Here is a 20,542-nt window from a genome sequence, read left to right on the forward strand (position 1 = left end):
CGACGTCGGGCAAAGGCACGCCATGAAACGCTATCTGATCTTCGCAGCCATCGGGCCGTTCATCGGCGGCTTTCTGCTGCTGCTGATGACCACCTATCAGTCCGGCTACTGGACCGAGACCAATGGCGGCGAGGTGACGAAGCTGCTCGTCGTGTTCGTGAAGTCGCTGCAATACAACTATCTGTTCGGCATCGTGCCGTCGCTGATGTTTGGCGCGATCGACGACATCCTGATGCATGTGCGGCGGATCGCGCCGACGGTGCGGATGCTGATCGTCGGGGCGGTGGCGTTCGTCGGCGCGGCGCTGACCTACGCCTCGCATGGCTCCGAGAGCGGCGCGGTGCAGTTCATCCTGTACGGGATGGTCGGCTTCATCCCGGGCGTGATCACGTCCTGGCTGGCGCACAAATATGCCGAAGAGCTGCATGCGCCGGCTGAGCCGGCATCCCAGCATTAGCGCCAGTTACAGCAATCCTATCAACGCATTAGGTGCTGGCCGCGCGCGGCTGCGCTATCCTTCACGTAACTGTCACATGGGCGTCATGTAAACGTAGTCCCAATGTCACATGGCCGCTTTTGTCCTCCCGCGGCTATGAGGGCATTTACATGAGCGATTTGGCGTTACCTGGTTCGATCGAGCCTGCGCGGCGTGGCGGGCCTGATCTCGAGAAGGGCTTTCATCCGCTTACCGGCATCCTCTATCTCGGCATCATCGGCGCCGCGCTGCTGTTCGTGGCCTACAGCATCTACGCCGATGTCGGGTCGACGGGCGCGGGCAAGACCTCCTATGCGGCGTTCCTGCTGCTGTTCGTTGCGCTGTTGATCTCGCTCGGCTTCGAATTCGTCAACGGCTTCCATGACACCGCCAACGCTGTCGCGACCGTGATCTACACGCGCTCGATGCCGGCTCACATCGCCGTGGTCTGGTCGGGCTTGTTCAATCTGATCGGCGTCCTGCTTTCCAGCGGCGCAGTTGCGTTCGGCATCGTCTCGCTGCTGCCGGTCGAATTGATCCTCCAGGTCGGCAGCAGCGCCGGCTTCGCGATGGTGTTCGCGCTGCTTATCGCCGCGATCATCTGGAACGTCGGCACCTGGTATTTCGGACTGCCCGCCTCGAGCTCGCACACCCTGATCGGATCGATCATGGGCGTCGGCATCGCGAACGCCCTGATGCACGGCAGGGAGGGGACGTCCGGCGTGGATTGGTCGCAGGCGGTCAACACCGGCAAGGCGCTGCTGCTGTCGCCGCTGTTCGGATTTCTGCTGGCCGCGATCCTGCTCTTTGGCCTGAAGAGCGTGCTGCTGCGCGCGACGCCAAAGCTGTTCGGCGAGCCGAAGGGCGATCAGCCGCCACCGTGGTGGATCCGCGGCATCCTGATCCTGACCTGCACTTTGGTCAGTTTCTTTCACGGATCGAACGACGGCCAAAAGGGCATGGGCCTCATCATGCTGATCCTGATCGGCGTGGTGCCAACGGCCTATGCGCTCAACCGCGCGATGCCTGCGAGCCAGATCGAGGCGTTCACCGCGAACTCGGCGGCGGCGAGCAAGGTGATCGAGGACAGAGGCGCCGATCGCAAGATCGCGGGCAATCCGCGTCCGGCGGTGACGAACTACATCACGCTCCGGCAGCTCACCGACGAGACCTATCCGTCCCTCGCCGTTCTGGTCAGCGAGATCCGCGACCAGGTCGTGCAGTACGGGTCGCTGGCGAAATTCCCGGCCGAGACCGTCGGCAACACGCGCAACGACATGTATCTGGTGTCGGAGGCGTTGCGTCTCCTGATGAAGAGCAGCGACCACGGACTGAGCGATGCCGATGTCGCGACGCTCAATCGCTACAAGGGCTCGCTGGATTCCGCCACCAAATTCATTCCGTCCTGGGTGAAGATCGCGGTCGCCATCGCGCTCGGCCTCGGCACCATGGTCGGCTGGAAACGCATCGTCGTGACAGTCGGCGAGAAGATCGGCAAGACCCATCTGACCTACGCGCAGGGCGCCTGCGCCGAGATCACCGCGGCTGCGACCATCGCCGCGGCGGACGGCTACGGCCTGCCGGTGTCGACGACGCACGTGCTGTCGTCGGGCATCGCAGGCACCATGACCGCGAACGGCTCCGGCCTGCAATGGTCGACCATCCGCAACATCGCGATGGCCTGGGTGCTGACCTTGCCGGTCGCGATGTTGATCTCGGGCACGCTCTACTTTGTGTTCGCGCATTTATTCTAGCCGGCGCCGCAGACAACAGGGACGTCTGCGTCCCGGTTCGGAGAAAGGGAATTTGAAGTGGCAGACGCAAGCTTCAGCCTTCTGACAGGCAACGATATCGAAACGCGGCTGGTGCGCGCCGGCGGCGTGATTTTCCGCGAAGGTGAGCAGGCCAACGAGCTGTTCGTGATCAAGAGCGGCTATGTGCGCATCCAGGTCGGCAACAAGACCATGGCGGACCTCGCGCCCGACACGATCTTCGGCGAAATGGCGTTGATCGACAACGAGCCGAGGAGCGCGACCGCGACGGCGCTCACTGATGTCGAACTGGTTCCGGTCTCGGAAAAGCAGTTTCTCTTCCTCGTCGGCCAGACGCCGCATTTTGCCTTGAAGGTGATGAGGACGCTTGCGCAGCGGCTCAGGACCATGAACAAGGGCGTGTATTAGGTAACCGGCCTGCAACGTGACTCAGTGGTAACGTGACTCAGTGGTAATGTGACGCAACTTGAACCGCTTGCCTGCGTTACCATGTGATGGCCATGCCCGAGGACGACATCTTCACGCCCCACGCCACCCGATCGCGGCCGCCCTTCGGCGGGGCGCAGGCGCGCGGCAAGGTGATCGATCAGGACGGGCGCGAGCTCGGCGATGGCCCGCTGCATCCGCAGTTCCGAGGTTCGCAGTTTCAAGGCTTTCAGGACGGCTTCCGCTTCGACTTCCGCAATTCCAGCGCCAATCCGTTCGGCAATCTGACCCGCGAGGAGCGGCTCAAGCGGCTTGAGATGATCGCAAGGCTGCTCGACGTCGCCTTCGTGGTGCCGGGCACCAATGTCCGCTACGGCATCGACGGGCTGATCGGCCTGATCCCGGTGGTCGGCGATATCATCACGACCGCGATCTCGCTGTGGCTGGTGCGCGAGGCGCGGCTGCTCGGTGCGCCCTGGCACATCACCGCGCGGATGCTCGCCAATGTCGCGGTCGACGGCGTGATCGGCATGGTGCCGGTGGCCGGCGACGCCTTCGACGTCATGTTCCGCGCCAATATCCGCAATGTGCGGATGCTGCGGCGCTGGCTGGACAAGCAGCCGAGATTGTAGGGCGAACAATCCGGAAAAGTGTGCAGTGGTTTTCCGATCAGATTATTCGCTAGAAGGACTCGTCCAAAAACAAAAGCCCCCGGATCGGTCCGAGGGCTTTTCGTTAAACGAGGAGCAGAAATCTTATGCGGCGTCGGCGTCGGTCTGGCTGGCAGCCGGGCGCGGACGGCGCGGCAGCGGGAAGGCTTCGCTTTCATAGAGCGAGCGGATGCCATTCTGGTCGAAACGGGCTTCCTCGACCTGCAGATAGGCGCCGTTCAGCGAATCCGCCGGCAGCTGCTCCATCGCGAACTGCACGGCCTCGGCAGCAGTGCCGAAACGGCGGTAGGCGAAGCCCGCCCGCTTCTTCTTGCGGATCGCGGCAGGGAACAGTTCGGCGGACGTGTTGTAGTTGAACGGACGCAGGGGACGCATGGTCGACGACCTCTTGTGTTCTTGTCAGTTGGCGTGGCGTAAGGGATTTGGGGGACGGCGGCCTAACCTTGGCGACGCGCCGTACATGTCATTTCGATCCCTAATATAGGCCTCTTTGACAAAAATGCGACCCCAGAAGCGCCCTCGACAGGGCACATGCTGAATCCGCGCATAGCACGGGGTCCGATCGAATAAGCCCTTCTATTTCAATGCGTTACGGCTCTCAGATCTTGTCGAGCCAGGCCAGGATCGCGACCACGATCAAAATCACCCCGAAAAGCCCCATTCCGGAGTGGCCGAGGCCATAGCCATAGCCGCGGATCCGGCCGCTATAGCCGCCCAGCAGGATAATCAGCAGCAGGATGATGAGGATCAGTCCAAGCGACATGGCGCCCTCCTCAGAACAGGCGGCAGCCGCACGGCGAGACGCCTACGGCCCCGCGATTCCGGATCAAAGCACATTCCGGCCCGCGAGTCGTTAAGGCCTCCGGCCGATCCTCAAAGATGTAGTTGCGCCGGCCGCCGAAACAAAGCCCCGCGGGACCGGATCTGGTCGCGCGGGGCGTTGATCGCTGCGGGTTACTTCGCTTCGTTGAGCTTCAGCGCCGCCGAATTGATGCAGTAGCGCAGGCCGGTCGGGCCGGGGCCGTCGTTGAAGACGTGGCCGAGATGGCCGTCGCATTTCGAGCACAGCACCTCGGTGCGGATCATGCCGTGGCTCATGTCGCGCTCCTCGTCGACATGGCTCTCGACCGCGGGCTTGGAGAAGCTCGGCCAGCCGCAGCCGGAATCGAACTTCTGGTCGGACTCGAACAGCGTCTGTCCGCAGCCGGCGCAGACATAGGTGCCCTTGCGCGGATCATGCTCATATTCGCCGGTGAAGGGCCGCTCGGTCGCCTTCTCGCGCAGCACGGCATACTGCATCGGCGTCAATTCCTTGCGCCACTCGGCCTCGCTCTTGCGGACCTTGCCGTCGGTTTTGGTATCGGACATGGAAACTCCCTGTTTGTCGTCATTGCGAGCGAAGCGAAGCAATCCAGTGTGGGGGACGCACGATGGATTGCTTCGTTCGCGGAGTTTATCATCGGGCCGGCCAAGGCCGGACCCGTTGGCTCCTCGCAATGACGATGACTATCGCCTCAGTTGGTGACCTTGCTGCTGCCCACCAGCGTCGGCTTCTCGATGTAGTTCTCCGCGAAGATCTTCTTCAGGTTCTCGACCTTCGGGATGTCGTTATACGCAATATAGGGCTGGCTCGGGTGCAGCGTCAGGTAGTCCTGGTGGTAGCCCTCCGCCGGATAGAACGCCTCCAGCGCGCCGACCTTGGTGACGATCGGCCTCTTGTAGACCTTGGCGGCGTTGAGCTGGGCGATATAGGCGTCCGCCACCTTCTTCTGCTCGTCGCTGGTGGTGAAGATCGCCGAGCGATACTGCGTGCCGGAATCCGGGCCCTGGCGGTTCAACTGGGTCGGGTCGTGCACCACCGAGAAGAAGATCTGCAGGATCTTGCCGTAGGAGATCTTCTGCGGGTCGTACTTGATCTCGACGGATTCGGCGTGGCCGGTGGTGCCGGTCGAGACCTTCTCATAATCGGCGTTGGCTTTGCTGCCGCCGGAGTAGCCCGACACCGCGCTGACGACACCGGCGGTGTGCTGGAACACGCCCTGCACACCCCAGAAGCAGCCGCCGGCGAGCACCGCGGTCTTGATGCCGGTTTCCGGCGCGCTCGCGACCGGCGGCGGGATGATCACGGCGTCCTCGGCAGCAAGCGAGGGCGCGACGGCAAAAGCTGTGACGGCCAGCGCGCCGATCGCGGCGGCGCAAAGCGAAAGGCGGCTGAGGGAGCTCTTGGACATGGGTTCCTCGTGGGATCGCAATTGGGGGCCAGTCTAGAGCGGGAGCCGGCATTGGCAAATCAGGCCGGGCTGCTCCGACGTCTCAAAATACGGGCGAGGGGGCGATTTGTTACGGGATCGGCCACACGGTTTCGTGAGGGAAATGGTGGTGGTTCAACGGGGGGTAGGTGACGTGCTCCCGTCATCCTGAGGAGGCCGCAAAGCGGCCGTCTCGAAGGATCGACGGCCACCCAGCCGGGCCGCGCATCCTTCGAGACGCCGCTCCGCGGCTCCTCAGGATGACGGGTCTATAAAGTGCGTCGCACTTTCACACCACCACGCTGAGCCGCTTCGCCGCCCGCGTGATCCCCGTGTACAGCCACCTTGCGCGCGAATCCTGGAACGCAAAGCTTTCGTCGAACAGCACGACGTCGTCCCATTGCGAGCCCTGCGACTTGTGCACGGTCAGCACATAGCCGTAGTCGAACTCGTCATACGGCTTACGCTGCTCCCACGGCACGCCCTCGACGCCGCCGTCGAAGCATTCGCCGCGCACCGAGACCTTGGTGACCTTGTGGCCGAAATCCTCGTCCGGCATCACGCGCATGGTGATGATCCTGGATTTCGACTGCGCGCGCGCCTTGACCCGCCACAGCCCGCCGTTGAATAGGCCCTTCTTGCGGTTGTTGCGCAAGCAGACCAGCTTGTCGCCGGCGACGGGGAGGGGATCCTCGAGGTTCAGCCGCTGCCGCACCCGCATGTTGTAGGCGCGGCGGGTGTTGTTGCGGCCGACCAGCACCTGGTCGGCGCTCATCACGCGATCCGGGTCGAGCTCCTTGCGCGACACCACTTCGCTCTCGCCATGGCGGCCGATTTCGAGCTCGCGGCCCTCGCGGATATCCATCGACATCCGCACGATCGGATCGTCCTGCGCCTGGCGGTGCACCTCGGTCAGCATCGCATCCGGCTCGGCGTCGGTGAAGAAGCCGCCGCCCTGGATCGGCGGCAGCTGTGCGGGATCGCCCAGCACCAGCAGCGGGCAGTCGAACGACATCAGGTCGCGGCCGAGTTCGGCGTCGACCATCGAGCATTCGTCGATCACGATCAGCTTGGCCTTCGACGCCGGCGCATCGTCCCAGAGCTCGAAGCTCGGCTGCTCGACGCCGGATTCGCGGGCGCGGTAGATCAGCGAGTGGATCGTCGAGGCGCCGTCGCAGCCCTTGTTGCGCATGACCAGCGCCGCCTTGCCGGTGAAGGCCGCGAACTTCACCTCGCCGTCGACGCCTTCGGCGATGTGCTGGGCGAGGGTGGTCTTGCCGGTTCCGGCATAGCCGAACAGGCGAAACACCGGCGGCGTGCCGTTCTTGCCGGGCTTGGCTTTCAGCCAATCGGCGACCGCTTTCAGCGCGGAATCCTGGTGCGGCGTAAAGGTGGTCATGAGCTTTCGGAGGGATGAGCGCGCAATCAATAACGCCGCGACTCAGGCCAGTACAAGCTAACCATTCGCGCGTTCCAATCAAGCGTGCTTCCGCTGCGCGGAATTGGGGTTTCGTCCCCGAGGCTAGACTTGGGTCGCCGCGACACTAGACTGCCGAAAACAACAAACGGTCGGGGACGGACCTTGGGAGTGACGCCATGAAATTCGGCATCTTCTACGAGCTGCAACTGCCGCGTCCCTGGAACGATGGCGACGAGCTCAGGCTCTACCAGAACGCGCTGACCCAATTGGAGACCGCCGACCGGCTGGCTTACGACTACGCCTGGGTCGTGGAGCATCATTTCCTCGAGGAATATTCGCACTCGCCGGCGCCGGAATCCTTCCTCGCCGCTGCCAGCCAGCGCACCAAGAACATCCGGCTCGGCCACGGCATCTTCCAGCTCACGACAAATCATCCCGCGCGCGTCGCCGAGCGGGTCGCGGTGCTCGATCTGCTCAGCAACGGCCGCTGCGAGTTCGGCATGGGCGAGAGCGCCTCGATCACCGAGCTGACGCCATTCGGCCGCGACATGGAGACCAAGCGCGAGGTGTTCGAGGAGGCTGTCGCAGCGATCTTCCCGATGTTCATCAAGATCGGCACCGAGCATCACGGCAAGTATTTCGACATCCCCTTGCGCAATGTGGTGCCCAAGCCGGTGCAGAAGCCGCATCCGCCACTCTGGATGGCCTGCTCGCAATTGCCGACCATCGAACGCGCCGGGCAGAACGGATTCGGCGCGCTCGGCTTCCAGTTCGTCAGCGCCGAGGCGGCGCATGCCTGGGTGCACGCCTATTACAACGCGATCACCAAGCGGCTGAAGAAGCTCGCCGACTACGAGATCAATCCGAACATGGCACTGGTCTCGTTCTTTATGTGCGCGAAGACCGACGAGGAAGCACGCAAGCGTGCCGACGGTGCGACCTTCTTCCAGTTCGCGCTGCGCTATTACGGTCAGGCGCAGAACCGGCAGCGGCCGGCGCCCGGCACCGTCAACATGTGGGACGAGTACAACAAGTGGAAGCGCGACAATCCGGAGGCGCAGGAGGCCGCGCTGCGCGGCGGCCTGATCGGCTCGCCGGAGACCTTGCGTAAGAAGCTGCGCCGCTTCCGCGCGTCGCATATCGACCAGGTGATCCTGCTCAACCAGGCCGGCAAGAACACGCATGAGCACATCTGCGAGTCGCTCGAGCTGTTCGGCAAGGAAGTGATGCCGGAGTTCCAGCACGATCCCGAGCACGATGCCTGGAAGAAGGGTGTGCTCGACGGCTCGATCCAGCTCGAGGAGATCGACACCCAGGCGTTCACCGACCGTTACGGTAAACTCGCCGTCAATGTCGGTCCAAAAGCCGCCGCTGCCGGCTGATCAATTGATGTGCAGCGACCTCGCGTTTCCGTGAGGAAAATAATTCGCTACATGCGCTCTGCGCCTTAAAAGAAACGACACGCGCGATGCCTGCATCGAAGTGCAGGCATCGCTATTTTTGTGCGGTGCTCGACAGCTTCATTCGCGCGCCCCATCATCCTGACTTCGCATGATCGTGCAGCGCGAATGCGCGCTTGATCGTCAGGAGAGTCTTGGAATGAAGCGTCGTGAGTTCCTTCAACTGTCGCTGGTCACAGCCGCCGCCGCTGCGCTGTCACGAGGCGCGCAGGCACAGGCCGACGCGAAGGAAATTCGTATCGGCTACCAGAAGAACGGCGTGCTGGTCATCACGCGCCAGCGCGAAGCCTTGGAAAAACATTTCAAGCCGCAGGGCGTCAGCGTGAAATGGGTCGAGTTCTCCTCGGGCCCGCCGATGATGGAAGCGATGAATGTCGGCAGCGTCGATTACGGCGCGGTTGGCGATTCCCCGCCGATCTTCGCGCAGGCCGCCAGTGCGGCCATCGTCTATGCCGCCGCGCAGCCGATCATCAACGGCTCAGGCATCCTGGTGCCGCAAAATTCGGCAATTAAGGATATCGCCGGTCTCAAGGGCAAGCGTGTCGGCTTCACCAAGGGATCCAGCGCCCATAACGTCGTGATCCAGACCTTGGAGAAGGCGGGGCTCACTTACGATGACATCACCCCGGTCTATCTGACGCCGCCGGATGCGGGGCCGGCCTTTGCCAATGGCGGCATCGATGCCTGGGCGATCTGGGATCCGTATTTCGCGATCGCCGAGACCAGGCAGAACGGCCGCATTCTGGTGAGGACCCGCGACATCACCAAGACCAACTCGTTCTATATCGCCAACCGCGACTTCGCGAACAAGCACGGCGCGCTGTTGCAGCAGATCGTCGACGTCACGACGTCGACGGCGGCATGGGCCGAGGCGCATCCCGACGAGGTCGCGCAATCGCTCGCCGCCGTCACCGGCGTGCCGCTCGATATCCAGACCATCGCGGCGCGGCGGGCGGGCTTCTCGGTCGGGCCCATCACCGACGATATCGTCGCGACCCAACAGGGCGTCGCCGACCGCTTCTTCAAGCTGGGCCTGATTCCGAAGCAGATCGCGATCCGCGACATCGTCTGGCGCAACACCCAGACCTGATCGCGCGCCTTGCTCAATTCCTTGCTCAGTTCCTTGGTCCATTCAATGCAGAGGATATTCCCATGACGCGTTTGTTTCGACGCTGGGTCGCCCGCGCGGTGCTGTCGGTCAGCATCGTCGCTGCGAGCGTCGGCGCCACCTATGGCCAGGACAAGGTGGTCCGCATCGGTTTCCAGAAATATGGCAAGCTGGTGCTGCTCAAGAGCAAGGGCTCGCTCGAGCAGAAGCTGAAATCGGTCGGTTACTCCGTGGTCTGGACCGAGTTTCCGTCCGGGCCGCCGCTGCTTGAAGCGCTCAATGTCGGCGCGATCGATTTCGGCAACACCGGCGAAGCGCCGCCGATCTTCGCGCAGGCTGCCGGCGCGCCGCTGCAATATGTCGCCTATGAGCCGCCGGCGCCGAAAGGCGAGGCGATCCTGGTGCCGAAGGACAGCCCGATCAAGTCGGTCACCGACCTCAGGGGCAAGAAGATCGCGCTGAACAAGGGCTCCAACGTCCACTATCTGCTGGTGAAGGCGCTGGAGAAGGCCGGCGTCAAATATTCCGAGATCGAGCCGGTGTTCCTGGCGCCCGCCGACGCACGCGCGGCGTTCGAGCGCGGCGCGGTCGATGCCTGGGTGATCTGGGATCCGTTCCAGGCCGCGGCCGAGGCTGCGACCGGCGCGCGCACCGTCGCCGACGGCACCGGTGTCGTCGCCAACTATCAGTTCTATTTCGCCTCGAAGAAGTTCCTGCAGGCCGATCCGAAGATCGTCGAGCTGGTGCTGGCGCAACTCAGCGAGGTCGACGACTGGGCCAAGGGCGACATCCACGCCGTTGCCGAGCAGCTCGCGCCCAGCATCGGCCTGTCGGTGCCGGTGGTCGAGGTCGCTTTGAAGCGGCAGGCCTACGGCATCAAGCCGGTCACCGACAGCGTGGTCGCCGATCAGCAACAGGTCGCCGACACGTTCTTCGCGCTCGGCCTGATCCCCAAACAAATCAAGATTTCCGACGTCGCATGGAGGCCGGGCACGTGAGCACCGCAACCAACGCCAACATCCTCTGGTTCCTGCCGACCCACGGCGACAGCCGCTATCTCGGCACGTCGATCGGCGGCCGCGAGGTGAACTTCAACTATCTGCGTCAGATCGCGCAGGCCGCCGACCAGCTCGGCTATTACGGCGTGCTGCTGCCGACCGGCCGCAGCTGCGAGGACTCCTGGGTGGTAGCCTCCGCCGTCGCGCCCTGGACCGAGCGCCTGCGCTATCTCGTGGCGGTGCGGCCCGGTCTGCAATCGCCAAGCGTCGCCGCCCGCATGACCGCGACGCTCGACCGGCTGTCGAACGGCCGTCTTTTGATCAACGTCGTCACCGGCGGCGATCCGGTCGAGAACAAGGGCGACGGCATCTTCCTCGATCATGACGAGCGCTACGCGGTGACCCGCGAGTTCCTCAACGTCTACAGCGATCTGCTCGCCGGCAAGACGGTCAATGTCGAAGGCAAGCACATCAGGATCGAGGACGGCCGCCTACTGTTCAATCCGGTGCAAACGCCGCGGCCGCCGCTGTACTTCGGCGGCTCGTCGGACGCCGGCATCGACGTCGCAGTCGATACCGTCGACAAATACCTGACCTGGGGCGAGCCGCCGGCGCAGGTCGCCGAGAAGATCGCCAAGGTGAAAGCCGTGGCCGCGCAGCGCGGCCGCAAGTTGTCGTTCGGCATCCGTCTGCATGTGATCGTGCGCGAGACCAATGCCGAGGCCTGGAAAGCGGCCGACGAGCTGATCCAGTACGTCACCGACGACACCGTCGCCGCCGCGCAGAAGATCTTTTCGCGGATGGACTCGGTCGGCCAGCAGCGCATGGCGCAGCTGCATGGCGGCCGGCGCGACCAGCTCGAGATCAGCCCGAACCTGTGGGCCGGCGTCGGTCTGGTGCGCGGCGGCGCCGGCACCGCGCTGGTCGGCGATCCCGAGACCGTCGCGGCACGGATCAAGGAGTATCAGGACATCGGCGTCGATACTTTCATCATGTCGGGCTACCCGCATCTCGAGGAAGCCTATCGCTTCGCCGAATTGGTGTTCCCGCTGCTGTCGCTCGGGCACGGCAACAATGTGACGCCGATCCGGGTCAACACCGGGCCGTTCGGCGAGACCATCGGCAATGAATATCGGCCGCAGAAACAGGCATCGCAATCATGAGCTTGATCGATTCACTCCCGCGCGTCGGCGCACCCAAATTGCCCAAGGTCGACGGCCTGATCCCCTGGATCGTGCCGCTGGCGATCGTGCTGATCTGGCAGCTCGCCTGCGTCACCGACTACGTGCCGTCGCGTGTGCTGCCGGCGCCGACCGACGTCGCACTCGCCGGCTGGAAGCTGTTGCTGTCAGGTGAGCTGATCCGCAACATCTGGGTCAGCTTCTGGCGCGCCTCGATCGGCTTTGTGATCGGCGGCGGCATCGGCTTCGTGTTCGGGTTGGCCAACGGCCTGTCGCAGCTGTCGGCCAAGCTCACCGACACCACGCTGCAGATGGTGCGCAACATTCCGCATCTGGCGCTGATTCCGCTCGTCATCCTGTGGTTCGGCATCGACGAAACGGCGAAGCTCTTTCTCGTGGCGCTCGGCGTGTTCTTCCCGATCTATCTCAACACGCTGCATGGCATCCGCACGGTCGATCCGCAGCTGATCGAGATGGGCCGCATCTACGGCATGACCGACGGCGAGCTGTTCCGCCGGGTGATCTTCCCGGGCGCGCTGCCCTCGATCTTCGTCGGCCTGCGCTTTGCGCTCGGCATCATGTGGCTGACCTTGATCGTCGCCGAGACCATCGCGGCCTCGTCGGGCCTCGGCTACATGGCGATGCAGGCGCGCGAGTTCATGCTGATCGACGTCGTCGTGCTCTCGATCCTGATCTACGCCTTGCTCGGCAAGCTCGCCGACAGCGCCTCGCGGGCGCTGGAGCGGCTGACCCTGTCGTGGCACCCAGCTTTCCAGAAGAAGTGAGAATGAGCATGCAAGAAGCGCTTCGTTTCCAGTCCGCCGGTGCCGAGCCGGTCGAGCGCGCCGACATCGTCGTGCAGGCGCGGCAGTTGCGGCGAGGATCGGACAGCGCGGCCCGCGGCCTGTCGCTGACCATTCGCGGCTTGCGCAAATCGTTCGGCGACAATGAGGTGCTGCGCGGCATCGACCTGCATATTCCCTCCGGCCAGTTCGTCGCGATCGTCGGCCGCAGCGGCTGCGGCAAGAGCACGCTGCTGCGCCTGGTCGCCGGGCTCGACGCGCCGACGGCGGGGAGCATTGCGTTCGGCGAGGAGCCGCGGGCGCAGGATGTCCGCGTCATGTTCCAGGAGCCGCGCCTGCTGCCCTGGGCGCGGGTGCTGTCCAATGTCGAGGTGGGTCTGGGGCGCGAGCGCTCCTCAGCCGATGCGCAGGCGCGCGCCGAGCGTGCGCTGGTCGAGGTCGGCCTTGGCGACAAGCGCACCCAGTGGCCGTCGGTGCTGTCGGGCGGCCAGAAGCAGCGCGTGGCGCTGGCGCGGGCGCTGGTCAGCCAGCCGCGCGTGCTGGCGTTCGACGAGCCGCTCGGCGCACTTGATGCTTTGACGCGGATCTCGATGCAGCAATTGCTGGAGCGGGTCTGGCGCGACCAGGGCTTCACCGCGATCCTGGTGACCCATGACGTCGCCGAGGCGGTTGCGCTCGCCGACCGCGTGCTGGTGATCGAGGATGGCCGCATCGCGCAGGACGTCACGATCGACCTGCCGCGGCCGCGCCGGCGCGGCTCGGCCGAACTCGCCGCGCTGGAAGGAGAGATTTTGAAGCATCTGCTCGAAGGCAGCGAAGATAACCTGTGAGGTCGCGATGAATTCCCTCGTCCGCAATGCTTCGATCGTATCAGCGGTGGCGGCCGCCGACTTCCGCGGCGCGATGCGCCACCTCACCGGCGGCGTCAGCGTCATCACGGCCGGGCGGGGCAAGGAGATTTCGGGAATGACGGTGACCTCGGTGTCGTCGCTATCGGTCGAGCCGCCGTCGCTGATCGTCAGCATCAACCGCGCCGCCTCGTCATGGCCCCTGATCGCGCGCCATGGCGCGTTCGGCGTCAACATCCTGACCGCGGACCAGCTCGAGATCGCCGAGCGCTTCACCGGCAAAGGCGGCCTGAAGGGCGCGGAGCGGTTCACCGGCGCCGAATGGACGACGCGCGCATCGGGCGTGCCGCTGCTGGTCGGGGCGCTGGCCGCGATCGACTGCGAGGTCGAGGAGATCATCGAGCGGCATTCGCACGCGATCGTCATCGGCCGCGTGCTCGACGTGATCGCGTCAGAGCGCACCGCCGCATTGGCCTACTGGCACGGCGAATACGTCGCGATCGACCATGACGAAGACGCAGCCAGGCTGGCCGAGGTCAGCCTGCCGTCGCGTCACGTCCATGCCCGCGGCGTGCGCTAGCCCGCGTTGCGTGTCCGGATCGGCTTTTAGAAGACTGCGCTCAGTGACGCCGGGCTGTCGATGATCACAGTGCTGCCGCGAACGCCACCCCATACGGCCTGGATGGTCTGAGCCGTATTGCCCAGCGCAATCCCGACCACGAGCGTGGTCGGGATGCGGCCAAAGCTCGACGGGGTTTCGTTATAGGTGAAGCTCGCGACGACAGGCGAGACCTTGCCATTGATGGTGACGCCGAACATGCCGCCCGGGATATCGGTGCCGGTGGCGTAGGGATTCGGAACGTTGAGCGTAACGATCGCGGTGGTGCCGACGCCCTCCGGGATCGTCAGGCTGAGGCCTTGTATCGGCGTGAAAGTGCCGGAGTTGGTGGACAGGGTGCCGCTGGTCTGCGCGTAAAGGGCCATATCACTCTCCAGTTGTCAAAATATAAAAGCGCAATAGGAGATTGAATACGGCAACTGTTCCCAAGATTCAAGGGAGGAACGGCCAAAGCGCTTGGCGCGGCATGTTGGCCGGGGCGCTTCCTTGATCAGCAGATCGGATCATGATGCGTTTCCACGGAATCGCATCATGATTCTCATCTCATTGTTTGAGCACGATCTTTTCGGAATTCCGGTTTCCACTTTTCCGGATCATGCTCTAGCGCGCGAGATTTCGGAGGCATGACGGTTCGATGAAGCGCGTGGGAACCTGGCTGTTCTATCTCGTCGGTGCGATGGCCGTCGCCTATCTCGCGCTGTATGCCTATGTGACGTTCACCGGCCGCGACATCACGCCGGGCGATCCGATCCGGATCTTTCGCAAGCCCGACGCGCCGAACTATTCGTGACCTGGGGCAGGCGGCGGGATCGCTCCGCCGCCTTCCGTTGCTCAGCCGGCGTTCGCCATGCGCTGATAGTCGGGCGCGCCGTTGCCCGCCGGGGTGATCGGGATGCCGCCGTCGGCATACTCGTTCAGCTTGTTGCGCAGCGTGCGGATCGAGATGCCGAGGATGTTGGCGGCATGAGTGCGGTTGCCGAGGCAGTGCTTCAGCGTTTCCAGGATCAGGTCGCGCTCGACATCGGCGACGGTGCGGCCGACCAGCGCGCGGGTGACCTGCTCGGCGGCCAGCGTCGCATGCGCCACCGCGGGCGCGGTCTTGGCAAGGTCGAGGCGATCGCCGTCGGGGGTGAGGATCGCGTCGGGGCCGATCTCGTCGCCCTGCGCCATCAGGACCGAGCGATGGATGGTGTTCTCGAGCTCGCGGACGTTGCCCTGCCAGCGGTTCGCGGTCAGGACGCGGCGGGCCTCGGTCGAGATCGGACGGACCGGCAGGCCGTTGGCCTCGGCATATTTCTTGGCGAAGTGCTGCGCCAGCTCGAGGATGTCGGCCGGACGGTCGCGCAGCGGCGGAATCTTCAGATTGACGACGTTGAGGCGGAACAGCAGGTCCTCGCGGAAGGTGCCCTCGCGCACCGCCTCCGACAGATTGCGATTCGAGGTCGCGATGATGCGGATGTCGACCGGGACCGGCCTGGTGCCGCCGACGCGGTCGATCACCCGCTCCTGGATCGCGCGCAGCAGCTTGGATTGGAGCCGCACGTCCATTTCGGAGATTTCGTCGAGCAGCAGCGTGCCGCCGGTGGCTTCCTCGAACTTGCCGATGCGGCGCGCCACGGCGCCGGTGAAGGCGCCCTTCTCATGGCCGAACAGTTCGGATTCCAGGAGGTGCTCCGGGATCGCCGCGCAATTGATCGAGATGAACGGCCGTTTGGCGCGGGCCGAGCGGGAATGGACATAGCGCGCCAGCACTTCCTTGCCGGTGCCGGACTCGCCGGTGATCATGACCGAGGCGTCGGAGCCCGCGATCTGCTGCGCCAGCTTGATCACCCGGCCCATCGCCTCGTCGCGCCAGATCAGGTCGCGGGCGTCGTTGGCGACCGCGGCGAGCACCGCTGCGATCAACTCGGGGTCGGGCGGCAGCGGGATGTATTCCTTGGCGCCGGCATGGATCGCGGCGACCGCGGCGCGGGCGTCGTTGGAGATGCCGCAGGCGACGATCGGAACGTGGATGTGCTCGGCCTCGAGCCGCATCACCAGGTCGCGGATGTCGAGGCCGACATCGACCAGCAGCAGGTCGGCGCCCTTGCCGCCTCGCAGGACGTTCATCGCCTGTTCGGCGGCCTCGGCGTGGGTCACCGAGGCGCCGTTGTCCATCGCGATCTTGGTCGCGGTCGTGAGCTGGCCCTTCAGGGTGCCTACGATGAGAAGCCGCATGATGATCTCCTGTTGGTCTGGTCGCGCAGGTTCCGCGCGCTACCGTTGCATTCGTTTAAGAGCGTTCTGCCTTGATGATTTCGGTCATGGTCACGCCGAGCTTGTCTTCCACCAGCACCACTTCGCCACGCGCCACCAGGCGGTTGTTGACGTAGATGTCGATCGCCTCGCCGACCCGGCGGTCGAGTTCGAGCACGGTGCCCGGCCCGAGCTTCAGCAGGTCGCCGACGTCCATCTTGGAGCGGCCGAGCACCGCCGAGACCTGCACCGGCACGTCGAACACGGCCTCGAGGTCGGCCGCGATGCGCGCGGCATTTTCGTCCTCGTTGTAGCCGATGTCGTCGATCCCGGGCGCGTCGGCGGCGTTGAGATCGGGAAGCGGGACTTGGGTGTCGGTGTCGCTCATGGTTCAGCCCTCAATGCCCTTCAGCCGGTCTGGCCGCGGGACGCCAGATAGCGCCCGACGAGTTCGTTGATCTTGCCTTCGATCGCAGCGCGCTCCAGCACCACGCCGCCGTCGGCCCATTCGATCCGGCAGTCGCCGGTCGCGATCGTCGGCTCGGCCAGGATCACCAGCCGGCCCTGGAAACCGGAATGCGCCGCCATCTGCTCGATGTTGTGATGCGCCGCCTCGTAGAGCGCGTCGTTGATGCGGACCACGAGATGCGGGGTTGCGACCAGATGCGAGAAGCAGTCGGAGACCAGCGCGGTGATCTCGCCGAGCGGCTCGCGCGCCACCAGTTCATTGCAGAGCTTGCGGGCGACCGCGACCGCGACGTCGACGGCCTCGGTCTCCATCCGGGTCTCGATGCCGGCAAAGCGCGCGGCGATGCCCTTGATCGCGGCGCCGATCTCCTCCAGCGCCTGCGCCATGCGGCGGTCGCTCTCGACCTTGGCCTCGCGCAGCGCGGCCTCGTAGCCGGCGCGGTAGGCCCGCGCCTCGGCGTCGGCGACCTTCTGGGCGACTTCGGCCGGGGTCGGCGCGCGCTCGCGGGCCCGGTCGGGAGCCGAGAAGTCGGTGTCGAACAGGAATTTCGCAGGTGCGGCCATCAGTACACCAGCTCGTCGTCGGCGCGGTTCTTGGTCAGCGTGATCTCGCCGCGGGCGGCGAGGTCCTTGGCGAGGTTGACGAGCAGCGCCTGCGCCTCGTCGACGTCGCGCAGCCTGACCGGGCCCATCGCGGCCATGTCGTCCATCAGCATCTTGCCGGCGCGCGAGGACATGTTGCCGAGGAAGAAGCTGCGCACCTCCTCATTGGCGCTCTTCAGCGCGACGCCGAGCTTGTCCTTGTCGATATTGCGCATCAGCGTCTGGGCCGAGGCGGAATCGAGCTTGATCAGGTCGTCGAAGGTGAACATCAGCGCCTTGATGCGCTCGGCGGATTCGCGGTTCTCTTCTTCCAGCGAGGTGATGAAGCGGGTCTCGGTCTGGCGGTCGAAATTGTTGAAGATCTCGGCCATCACCTCATGGGCGTCGCGGCGCCGGGTCTGCGACAGGTTCGACATGAACTCGGTGCGCAGCGTCTGCTCGACGCGCTCGATGACTTCCTTCTGCACCGCCTCCATCCGCAGCATGCGGCCGACCACGTCGAGCGCGATGTCCTCGGGCAGGATGGCGAGCACGCGGGCGGCGTGCTCCGGCTTGAGCTTCGACAGCACCACGGCGATGGTCTGCGGGTACTCGTTCTTGAGGTAGTTGGCGAGCACCTCTTCCTGCACGTTGGAGAGCTTCTCCCACATGTTGCGGCCGGCGGGGCCGCGGATCTCGTCCATGATGCCGGAGACGCGCTCGGCCGGCAGGTATTGCTGCAGCAGCCGCTCGGTGGCGTCGAAATTGCCCATCAGCGCGCCCGATGCCGACATCCGCGAGACGAATTCCAGCATCAAATCCTCGACCACGTCGGCCTCGACGGTGCCGAGCGTCGACATGTGGACCGACAGCTCGCGGACCTCCTCGTCGTCGAGCATCGACCAGATCTTGCCGCCATACTGCTCGCCGAGCGCGAGCATCAGGATCGCGGCGCGCTTCGGGCCGGGCAGCGGCTTGCCCTTGGGCCGCGCGCTCTGCCGGTTCGCCAGCGTCGAGAGGACGGTGGCGATGTCGTTGGCGTTGGTGGTCTGGGGTACGGCGGCCATGTCAGTTCTCTACCGGCTCGCTCAGCCATTGACGGACGATGGAGACGGTTTCGTTCGGATTGCGCTCGGCGAGCTCGCCGACCCGGTGCACGGCCTGGGCGTGGACCTGGCCCTGGATCTGGGCGACGTCGATCAATTGCGCCGCGCCGCTGCCGCTCGGGATCAGCGCCTGGCCTGTCGCGCCGGCGCTCTCGGCATGGGCTTCGGCGAGTGCCGGCAGGCCGCTGCCTGCCAGCGACGGAATGGCGTCGGCCGCCACGATGCGCTTGACCAGCGGGCGGACCACCATGAACAGCACGACCAGGCCCAGCATCATCATAACGCCGAGCTCGATGACGTACATCACGTCATCCTTGGTGAATTGCAGCATGCCGAGCAGGCCGGTGGGTTCGGCGATCGGCTGGGCGGCCGGCGGCTCGGCGAAGCGCAGGTTGACGACCTCGACCTGGTCGCCGCGCTTCTGGTCGAAGCCGATCGCGGAGCGGACCAAAGCGGCGATACGGTCGAGCTGCTCCTTGCTGCGGTCCTGGTAGACCATCTCGCCTTTTTCGTTCTTGGAATAGGCGCCGTCGACCAGGACCGCGACCGAGATGCGGTTGACGCGGCCGGCCTCGGTCACCTCGGTCTTGGTGGTGCGGGAAATCTCGTAATTGTTGGTTTCCTCGCTCTTCTTGCTCTGGTCGCGGGCGCGGGCGGCGTTGTCCTGGTTCTGGTTGCCCGGCAGCTCGTTGGCGACGGTGACCTGGCCGGAATTGTCGGCGGTGAGGCTCGATTCCTCGCGGGTCTGGGTCGAGCGCAGCACCCGGCCCTCGGGATCGAACTTGTCCGAGGTCTGGGTGATCTTGTTGTAGTCGAAGTCGGCGGAGAGCTGCACGCGGGCGCGCCCGGCGCCGACCACCGAGGAGACGATGTCCTCGACCTGCTTGCGCATCCGCTTCTCGAACGCGGCGCGGCGCTCGTCGCCGACCGCGGCGTCGGCGTCGGACTGGGCGCCGTCGGCCAAGAGCTGGCCGGCTTCGTCGACGATCGAGACCCGCTGCGGCTTCAGCCCGTTGACCGCGGAGGCGACGACGTGGCGGATGGCGCGGATCTGCTGCGGCTCCAGCGCGCCGCGCACCCTGAGCACGATCGAGGCCGACGGCTCCGGCGTCTCGCGCGAGAACAGCGGCTTTTCCGGCAGCACCAGGTGGACGCGCGCGGCCTGCACGCGGTCGATGGCACGGATGGTGCGGGCGAGCTCGCCTTCCAATGCCCGCAGATGATTGATGTTCTGGACGAAGCTCGTGGTGCCCAAGGCGTCCGATTTGTCGAAGATCTCGTAGCCGACGCCGCCGCCCTTCGGCATGCCGCCCTCGGCGAGCTTCATCCGCAGCCGCGTCACCTTGTCCTTCGGCACCATGATCGCGGCGCCGTCATTGCGCAGCTCGAACGGGATCGCCTGGCGCTCCAGCTCCTTGATAATGGCGGAGGAATCTTCGGTCGACAGGTCGGTGAAGAGGGTGGTCATCTGCGGCGTGGTGACGCGCATGATGACGAACGCGAAGAAACCGATCAGGGCCGCGGTGACCGCAACCATGGCCGCGAGGCGGGCCGCACCAAGACCTCTCAGGAAAGCAACCAGACTTTGCACCAACGGCCCCCAGGGATTCGGCCCACGCGGGTCCGACTGGGCAAATATTGCCTAGGGTATGGTTTCCATATGGTTAACGAAGGTTAAGGACCGCGGCAAAAACGCGGACATGAAAAAAACCGGCTTCGCAAAGCGAGGCCGGTTTTCGTCAAATGCCACAGGATCGGCGGGGACTTACTGCCGATATTGCTGAATGCGGGTGGTGCGCAGCCCGGCCAGACCATGCTGGTCGATCGAGAACTGCCAGGAAAGAAATTCATCGACGGTCAATGTGTAGCGGCTGCAGGCCTCCTCAAGGGAGAGCAGGCCGCCGCGGACCGCAGCGACGACTTCGGCCTTGCGGCGGATGACCCACCGTTTGGTACCGGGGGCTGGCAAATCCGCAATCGTTAACGGGCTGCCGTCAGGCCCGATGACGTATTTCACCCTCGGGCGATGGGGTTCTGTCATGGCGTACTCACAAACTCTCAACCACTGAACTCGCAAGTGGTAACCTACGCCCACCGGTTTAAAATTTGCCTAAGCCCAAG

At 64.7% G+C, this 20,542-nt stretch carries 24 protein-coding genes; 12 read left to right on the plus strand and 12 right to left on the minus strand.

The annotated features are described in order from the left end of the window. Window positions 1-22: 22 nt before the first annotated feature. The 4 genes from ACVW17_RS14765 (at window position 23) to ACVW17_RS14780 (ending at window position 3,305) form a co-directional block, all read left to right on the plus strand. Window positions 23-457 carry a DUF5413 family protein gene (locus tag ACVW17_RS14765; protein ID WP_456752444.1) on the plus strand — a complete coding sequence of 145 codons (435 nt, stop codon included), beginning with the start codon at window positions 23-25 and terminating at the stop codon, window positions 455-457. Window positions 458-606: 149 nt separating this feature from the next. Next, on the plus strand, window positions 607-2,229 hold the full coding sequence (locus tag ACVW17_RS14770; RefSeq protein ID WP_456752445.1) for an inorganic phosphate transporter: 1,623 nt from the start codon (window positions 607-609) through the stop codon (window positions 2,227-2,229). A 57-nt stretch (window positions 2,230-2,286) separates the two neighbouring features. Beyond that, window positions 2,287-2,655, plus strand: a complete 369-nt coding sequence (locus ACVW17_RS14775) for a Crp/Fnr family transcriptional regulator (protein ID WP_456752446.1) — start codon at window positions 2,287-2,289, stop codon at window positions 2,653-2,655. Window positions 2,656-2,741: 86 nt separating this feature from the next. Further along, complete coding sequence (locus tag ACVW17_RS14780; RefSeq protein WP_456752447.1) at window positions 2,742-3,305, plus strand: DUF4112 domain-containing protein; 564 nt, start codon at window positions 2,742-2,744, stop codon at window positions 3,303-3,305. Between the two features lie 123 nt (window positions 3,306-3,428). Here the strand turns inward: ACVW17_RS14780 and ACVW17_RS14785 are convergent, their stop codons facing one another. From ACVW17_RS14785 to ACVW17_RS14805, 5 genes are all read right to left on the minus strand, one after another. Further along, window positions 3,429-3,719, minus strand: coding sequence for a hypothetical protein (locus ACVW17_RS14785; protein WP_016844322.1), 291 nt, complete (start codon window positions 3,717-3,719; stop codon window positions 3,429-3,431). Between the two features lie 223 nt (window positions 3,720-3,942). After that, window positions 3,943-4,107, minus strand: coding sequence for a DUF3309 family protein (locus ACVW17_RS14790; protein WP_016844323.1), 165 nt, complete (start codon window positions 4,105-4,107; stop codon window positions 3,943-3,945). Window positions 4,108-4,298: 191 nt separating this feature from the next. Continuing rightward, entirely contained in the window at window positions 4,299-4,712 is a 414-nt protein-coding gene (gene msrB / locus ACVW17_RS14795) for a peptide-methionine (R)-S-oxide reductase MsrB (RefSeq protein WP_456752448.1), read from the minus strand. Window positions 4,713-4,858: 146 nt separating this feature from the next. Then, window positions 4,859-5,575, minus strand: a complete 717-nt coding sequence (msrA, locus tag ACVW17_RS14800; RefSeq protein WP_456752449.1) for a peptide-methionine (S)-S-oxide reductase MsrA — start codon at window positions 5,573-5,575, stop codon at window positions 4,859-4,861. A 307-nt stretch (window positions 5,576-5,882) separates the two neighbouring features. Then, on the minus strand, window positions 5,883-6,992 hold the full coding sequence (locus ACVW17_RS14805; RefSeq protein ID WP_456752450.1) for an ATP-dependent DNA helicase: 1,110 nt from the start codon (window positions 6,990-6,992) through the stop codon (window positions 5,883-5,885). A 197-nt stretch (window positions 6,993-7,189) separates the two neighbouring features. Here ACVW17_RS14805 and ACVW17_RS14810 point away from each other — a divergent pair, with 197 nt between their 5' ends. The 7 genes from ACVW17_RS14810 to ACVW17_RS14840 all read left to right on the plus strand — a co-directional run bounded on the left by ACVW17_RS14810 (window position 7,190) and on the right by ACVW17_RS14840 (window position 13,991). Further along, the gene (locus ACVW17_RS14810) at window positions 7,190-8,395 is read left to right on the plus strand and encodes an LLM class flavin-dependent oxidoreductase (protein ID WP_456797327.1); all 1,206 of its coding nucleotides are present in this window, start codon (window positions 7,190-7,192) and stop codon (window positions 8,393-8,395) included. Window positions 8,396-8,612: 217 nt separating this feature from the next. Beyond that, window positions 8,613-9,563: a sulfonate ABC transporter substrate-binding protein gene (locus ACVW17_RS14815; protein WP_456752452.1), complete on the plus strand. Its 951-nt coding sequence runs from the start codon at window positions 8,613-8,615 to the stop codon at window positions 9,561-9,563. A 62-nt stretch (window positions 9,564-9,625) separates the two neighbouring features. Beyond that, window positions 9,626-10,579, plus strand: a complete 954-nt coding sequence (locus ACVW17_RS14820) for a sulfonate ABC transporter substrate-binding protein (protein WP_456752453.1) — start codon at window positions 9,626-9,628, stop codon at window positions 10,577-10,579. Continuing rightward, window positions 10,561-11,742 carry an FMNH2-dependent alkanesulfonate monooxygenase gene (gene ssuD, locus ACVW17_RS14825; RefSeq protein ID WP_456752454.1) on the plus strand — a complete coding sequence of 394 codons (1,182 nt, stop codon included), beginning with the start codon at window positions 10,561-10,563 and terminating at the stop codon, window positions 11,740-11,742. The genes ACVW17_RS14820 and ssuD overlap by 19 nt, the downstream gene beginning before the upstream one ends. Then, entirely contained in the window at window positions 11,739-12,545 is an 807-nt protein-coding gene (locus ACVW17_RS14830; protein ID WP_456752455.1) for an ABC transporter permease subunit, read from the plus strand. Before ssuD ends, ACVW17_RS14830 begins: the two co-directional genes overlap by 4 nt. Before the next feature lie 8 nt (window positions 12,546-12,553). Then, window positions 12,554-13,393, plus strand: a complete 840-nt coding sequence (locus tag ACVW17_RS14835) for an ATP-binding cassette domain-containing protein (protein ID WP_456756421.1) — start codon at window positions 12,554-12,556, stop codon at window positions 13,391-13,393. 7 nt (window positions 13,394-13,400) lie between these two features. After that, window positions 13,401-13,991, plus strand: a complete 591-nt coding sequence (locus ACVW17_RS14840) for a flavin reductase family protein (protein ID WP_456752456.1) — start codon at window positions 13,401-13,403, stop codon at window positions 13,989-13,991. A gap of 26 nt (window positions 13,992-14,017) precedes the next feature. Here the strand turns inward: ACVW17_RS14840 and ACVW17_RS14845 are convergent, their stop codons facing one another. Beyond that, complete coding sequence (locus ACVW17_RS14845) at window positions 14,018-14,395, minus strand: hypothetical protein (protein WP_456752457.1); 378 nt, start codon at window positions 14,393-14,395, stop codon at window positions 14,018-14,020. Window positions 14,396-14,664: 269 nt separating this feature from the next. Between ACVW17_RS14845 and ACVW17_RS14850 the strand changes: the two genes are divergently transcribed. Beyond that, window positions 14,665-14,820 carry a hypothetical protein gene (locus tag ACVW17_RS14850; RefSeq protein WP_456752458.1) on the plus strand — a complete coding sequence of 52 codons (156 nt, stop codon included), beginning with the start codon at window positions 14,665-14,667 and terminating at the stop codon, window positions 14,818-14,820. 41 nt (window positions 14,821-14,861) lie between these two features. Here the strand turns inward: ACVW17_RS14850 and flbD are convergent, their stop codons facing one another. From flbD to sciP, 6 genes are all read right to left on the minus strand, one after another. After that, the gene (flbD, locus tag ACVW17_RS14855; protein WP_456752459.1) at window positions 14,862-16,247 is read right to left on the minus strand and encodes a sigma-54-dependent transcriptional regulator FlbD; all 1,386 of its coding nucleotides are present in this window, start codon (window positions 16,245-16,247) and stop codon (window positions 14,862-14,864) included. Between the two features lie 55 nt (window positions 16,248-16,302). After that, window positions 16,303-16,653 carry a flagellar motor switch protein FliN gene (gene fliN / locus ACVW17_RS14860; protein ID WP_050631817.1) on the minus strand — a complete coding sequence of 117 codons (351 nt, stop codon included), beginning with the start codon at window positions 16,651-16,653 and terminating at the stop codon, window positions 16,303-16,305. Between the two features lie 20 nt (window positions 16,654-16,673). Beyond that, window positions 16,674-17,297 (minus strand): FliH/SctL family protein, encoded by a 624-nt coding sequence (locus ACVW17_RS14865; protein WP_456752460.1) that lies wholly within the window; start codon window positions 17,295-17,297, stop codon window positions 16,674-16,676. Continuing rightward, window positions 17,297-18,382 carry a flagellar motor switch protein FliG gene (gene fliG, locus ACVW17_RS14870; protein ID WP_456752461.1) on the minus strand — a complete coding sequence of 362 codons (1,086 nt, stop codon included), beginning with the start codon at window positions 18,380-18,382 and terminating at the stop codon, window positions 17,297-17,299. Before fliG ends, ACVW17_RS14865 begins: the two co-directional genes overlap by 1 nt. 1 nt (window position 18,383) lies before the next feature. Continuing rightward, the gene (fliF, locus tag ACVW17_RS14875) at window positions 18,384-20,012 is read right to left on the minus strand and encodes a flagellar basal-body MS-ring/collar protein FliF (protein ID WP_456752462.1); all 1,629 of its coding nucleotides are present in this window, start codon (window positions 20,010-20,012) and stop codon (window positions 18,384-18,386) included. A gap of 174 nt (window positions 20,013-20,186) precedes the next feature. Next, entirely contained in the window at window positions 20,187-20,462 is a 276-nt protein-coding gene (sciP, locus tag ACVW17_RS14880) for a CtrA inhibitor SciP (RefSeq protein ID WP_002714638.1), read from the minus strand. Between the last annotated feature and the right edge of the window lie 80 nt (window positions 20,463-20,542).

Source organism: Bradyrhizobium sp. USDA 4473 (assembly GCF_054063335.1).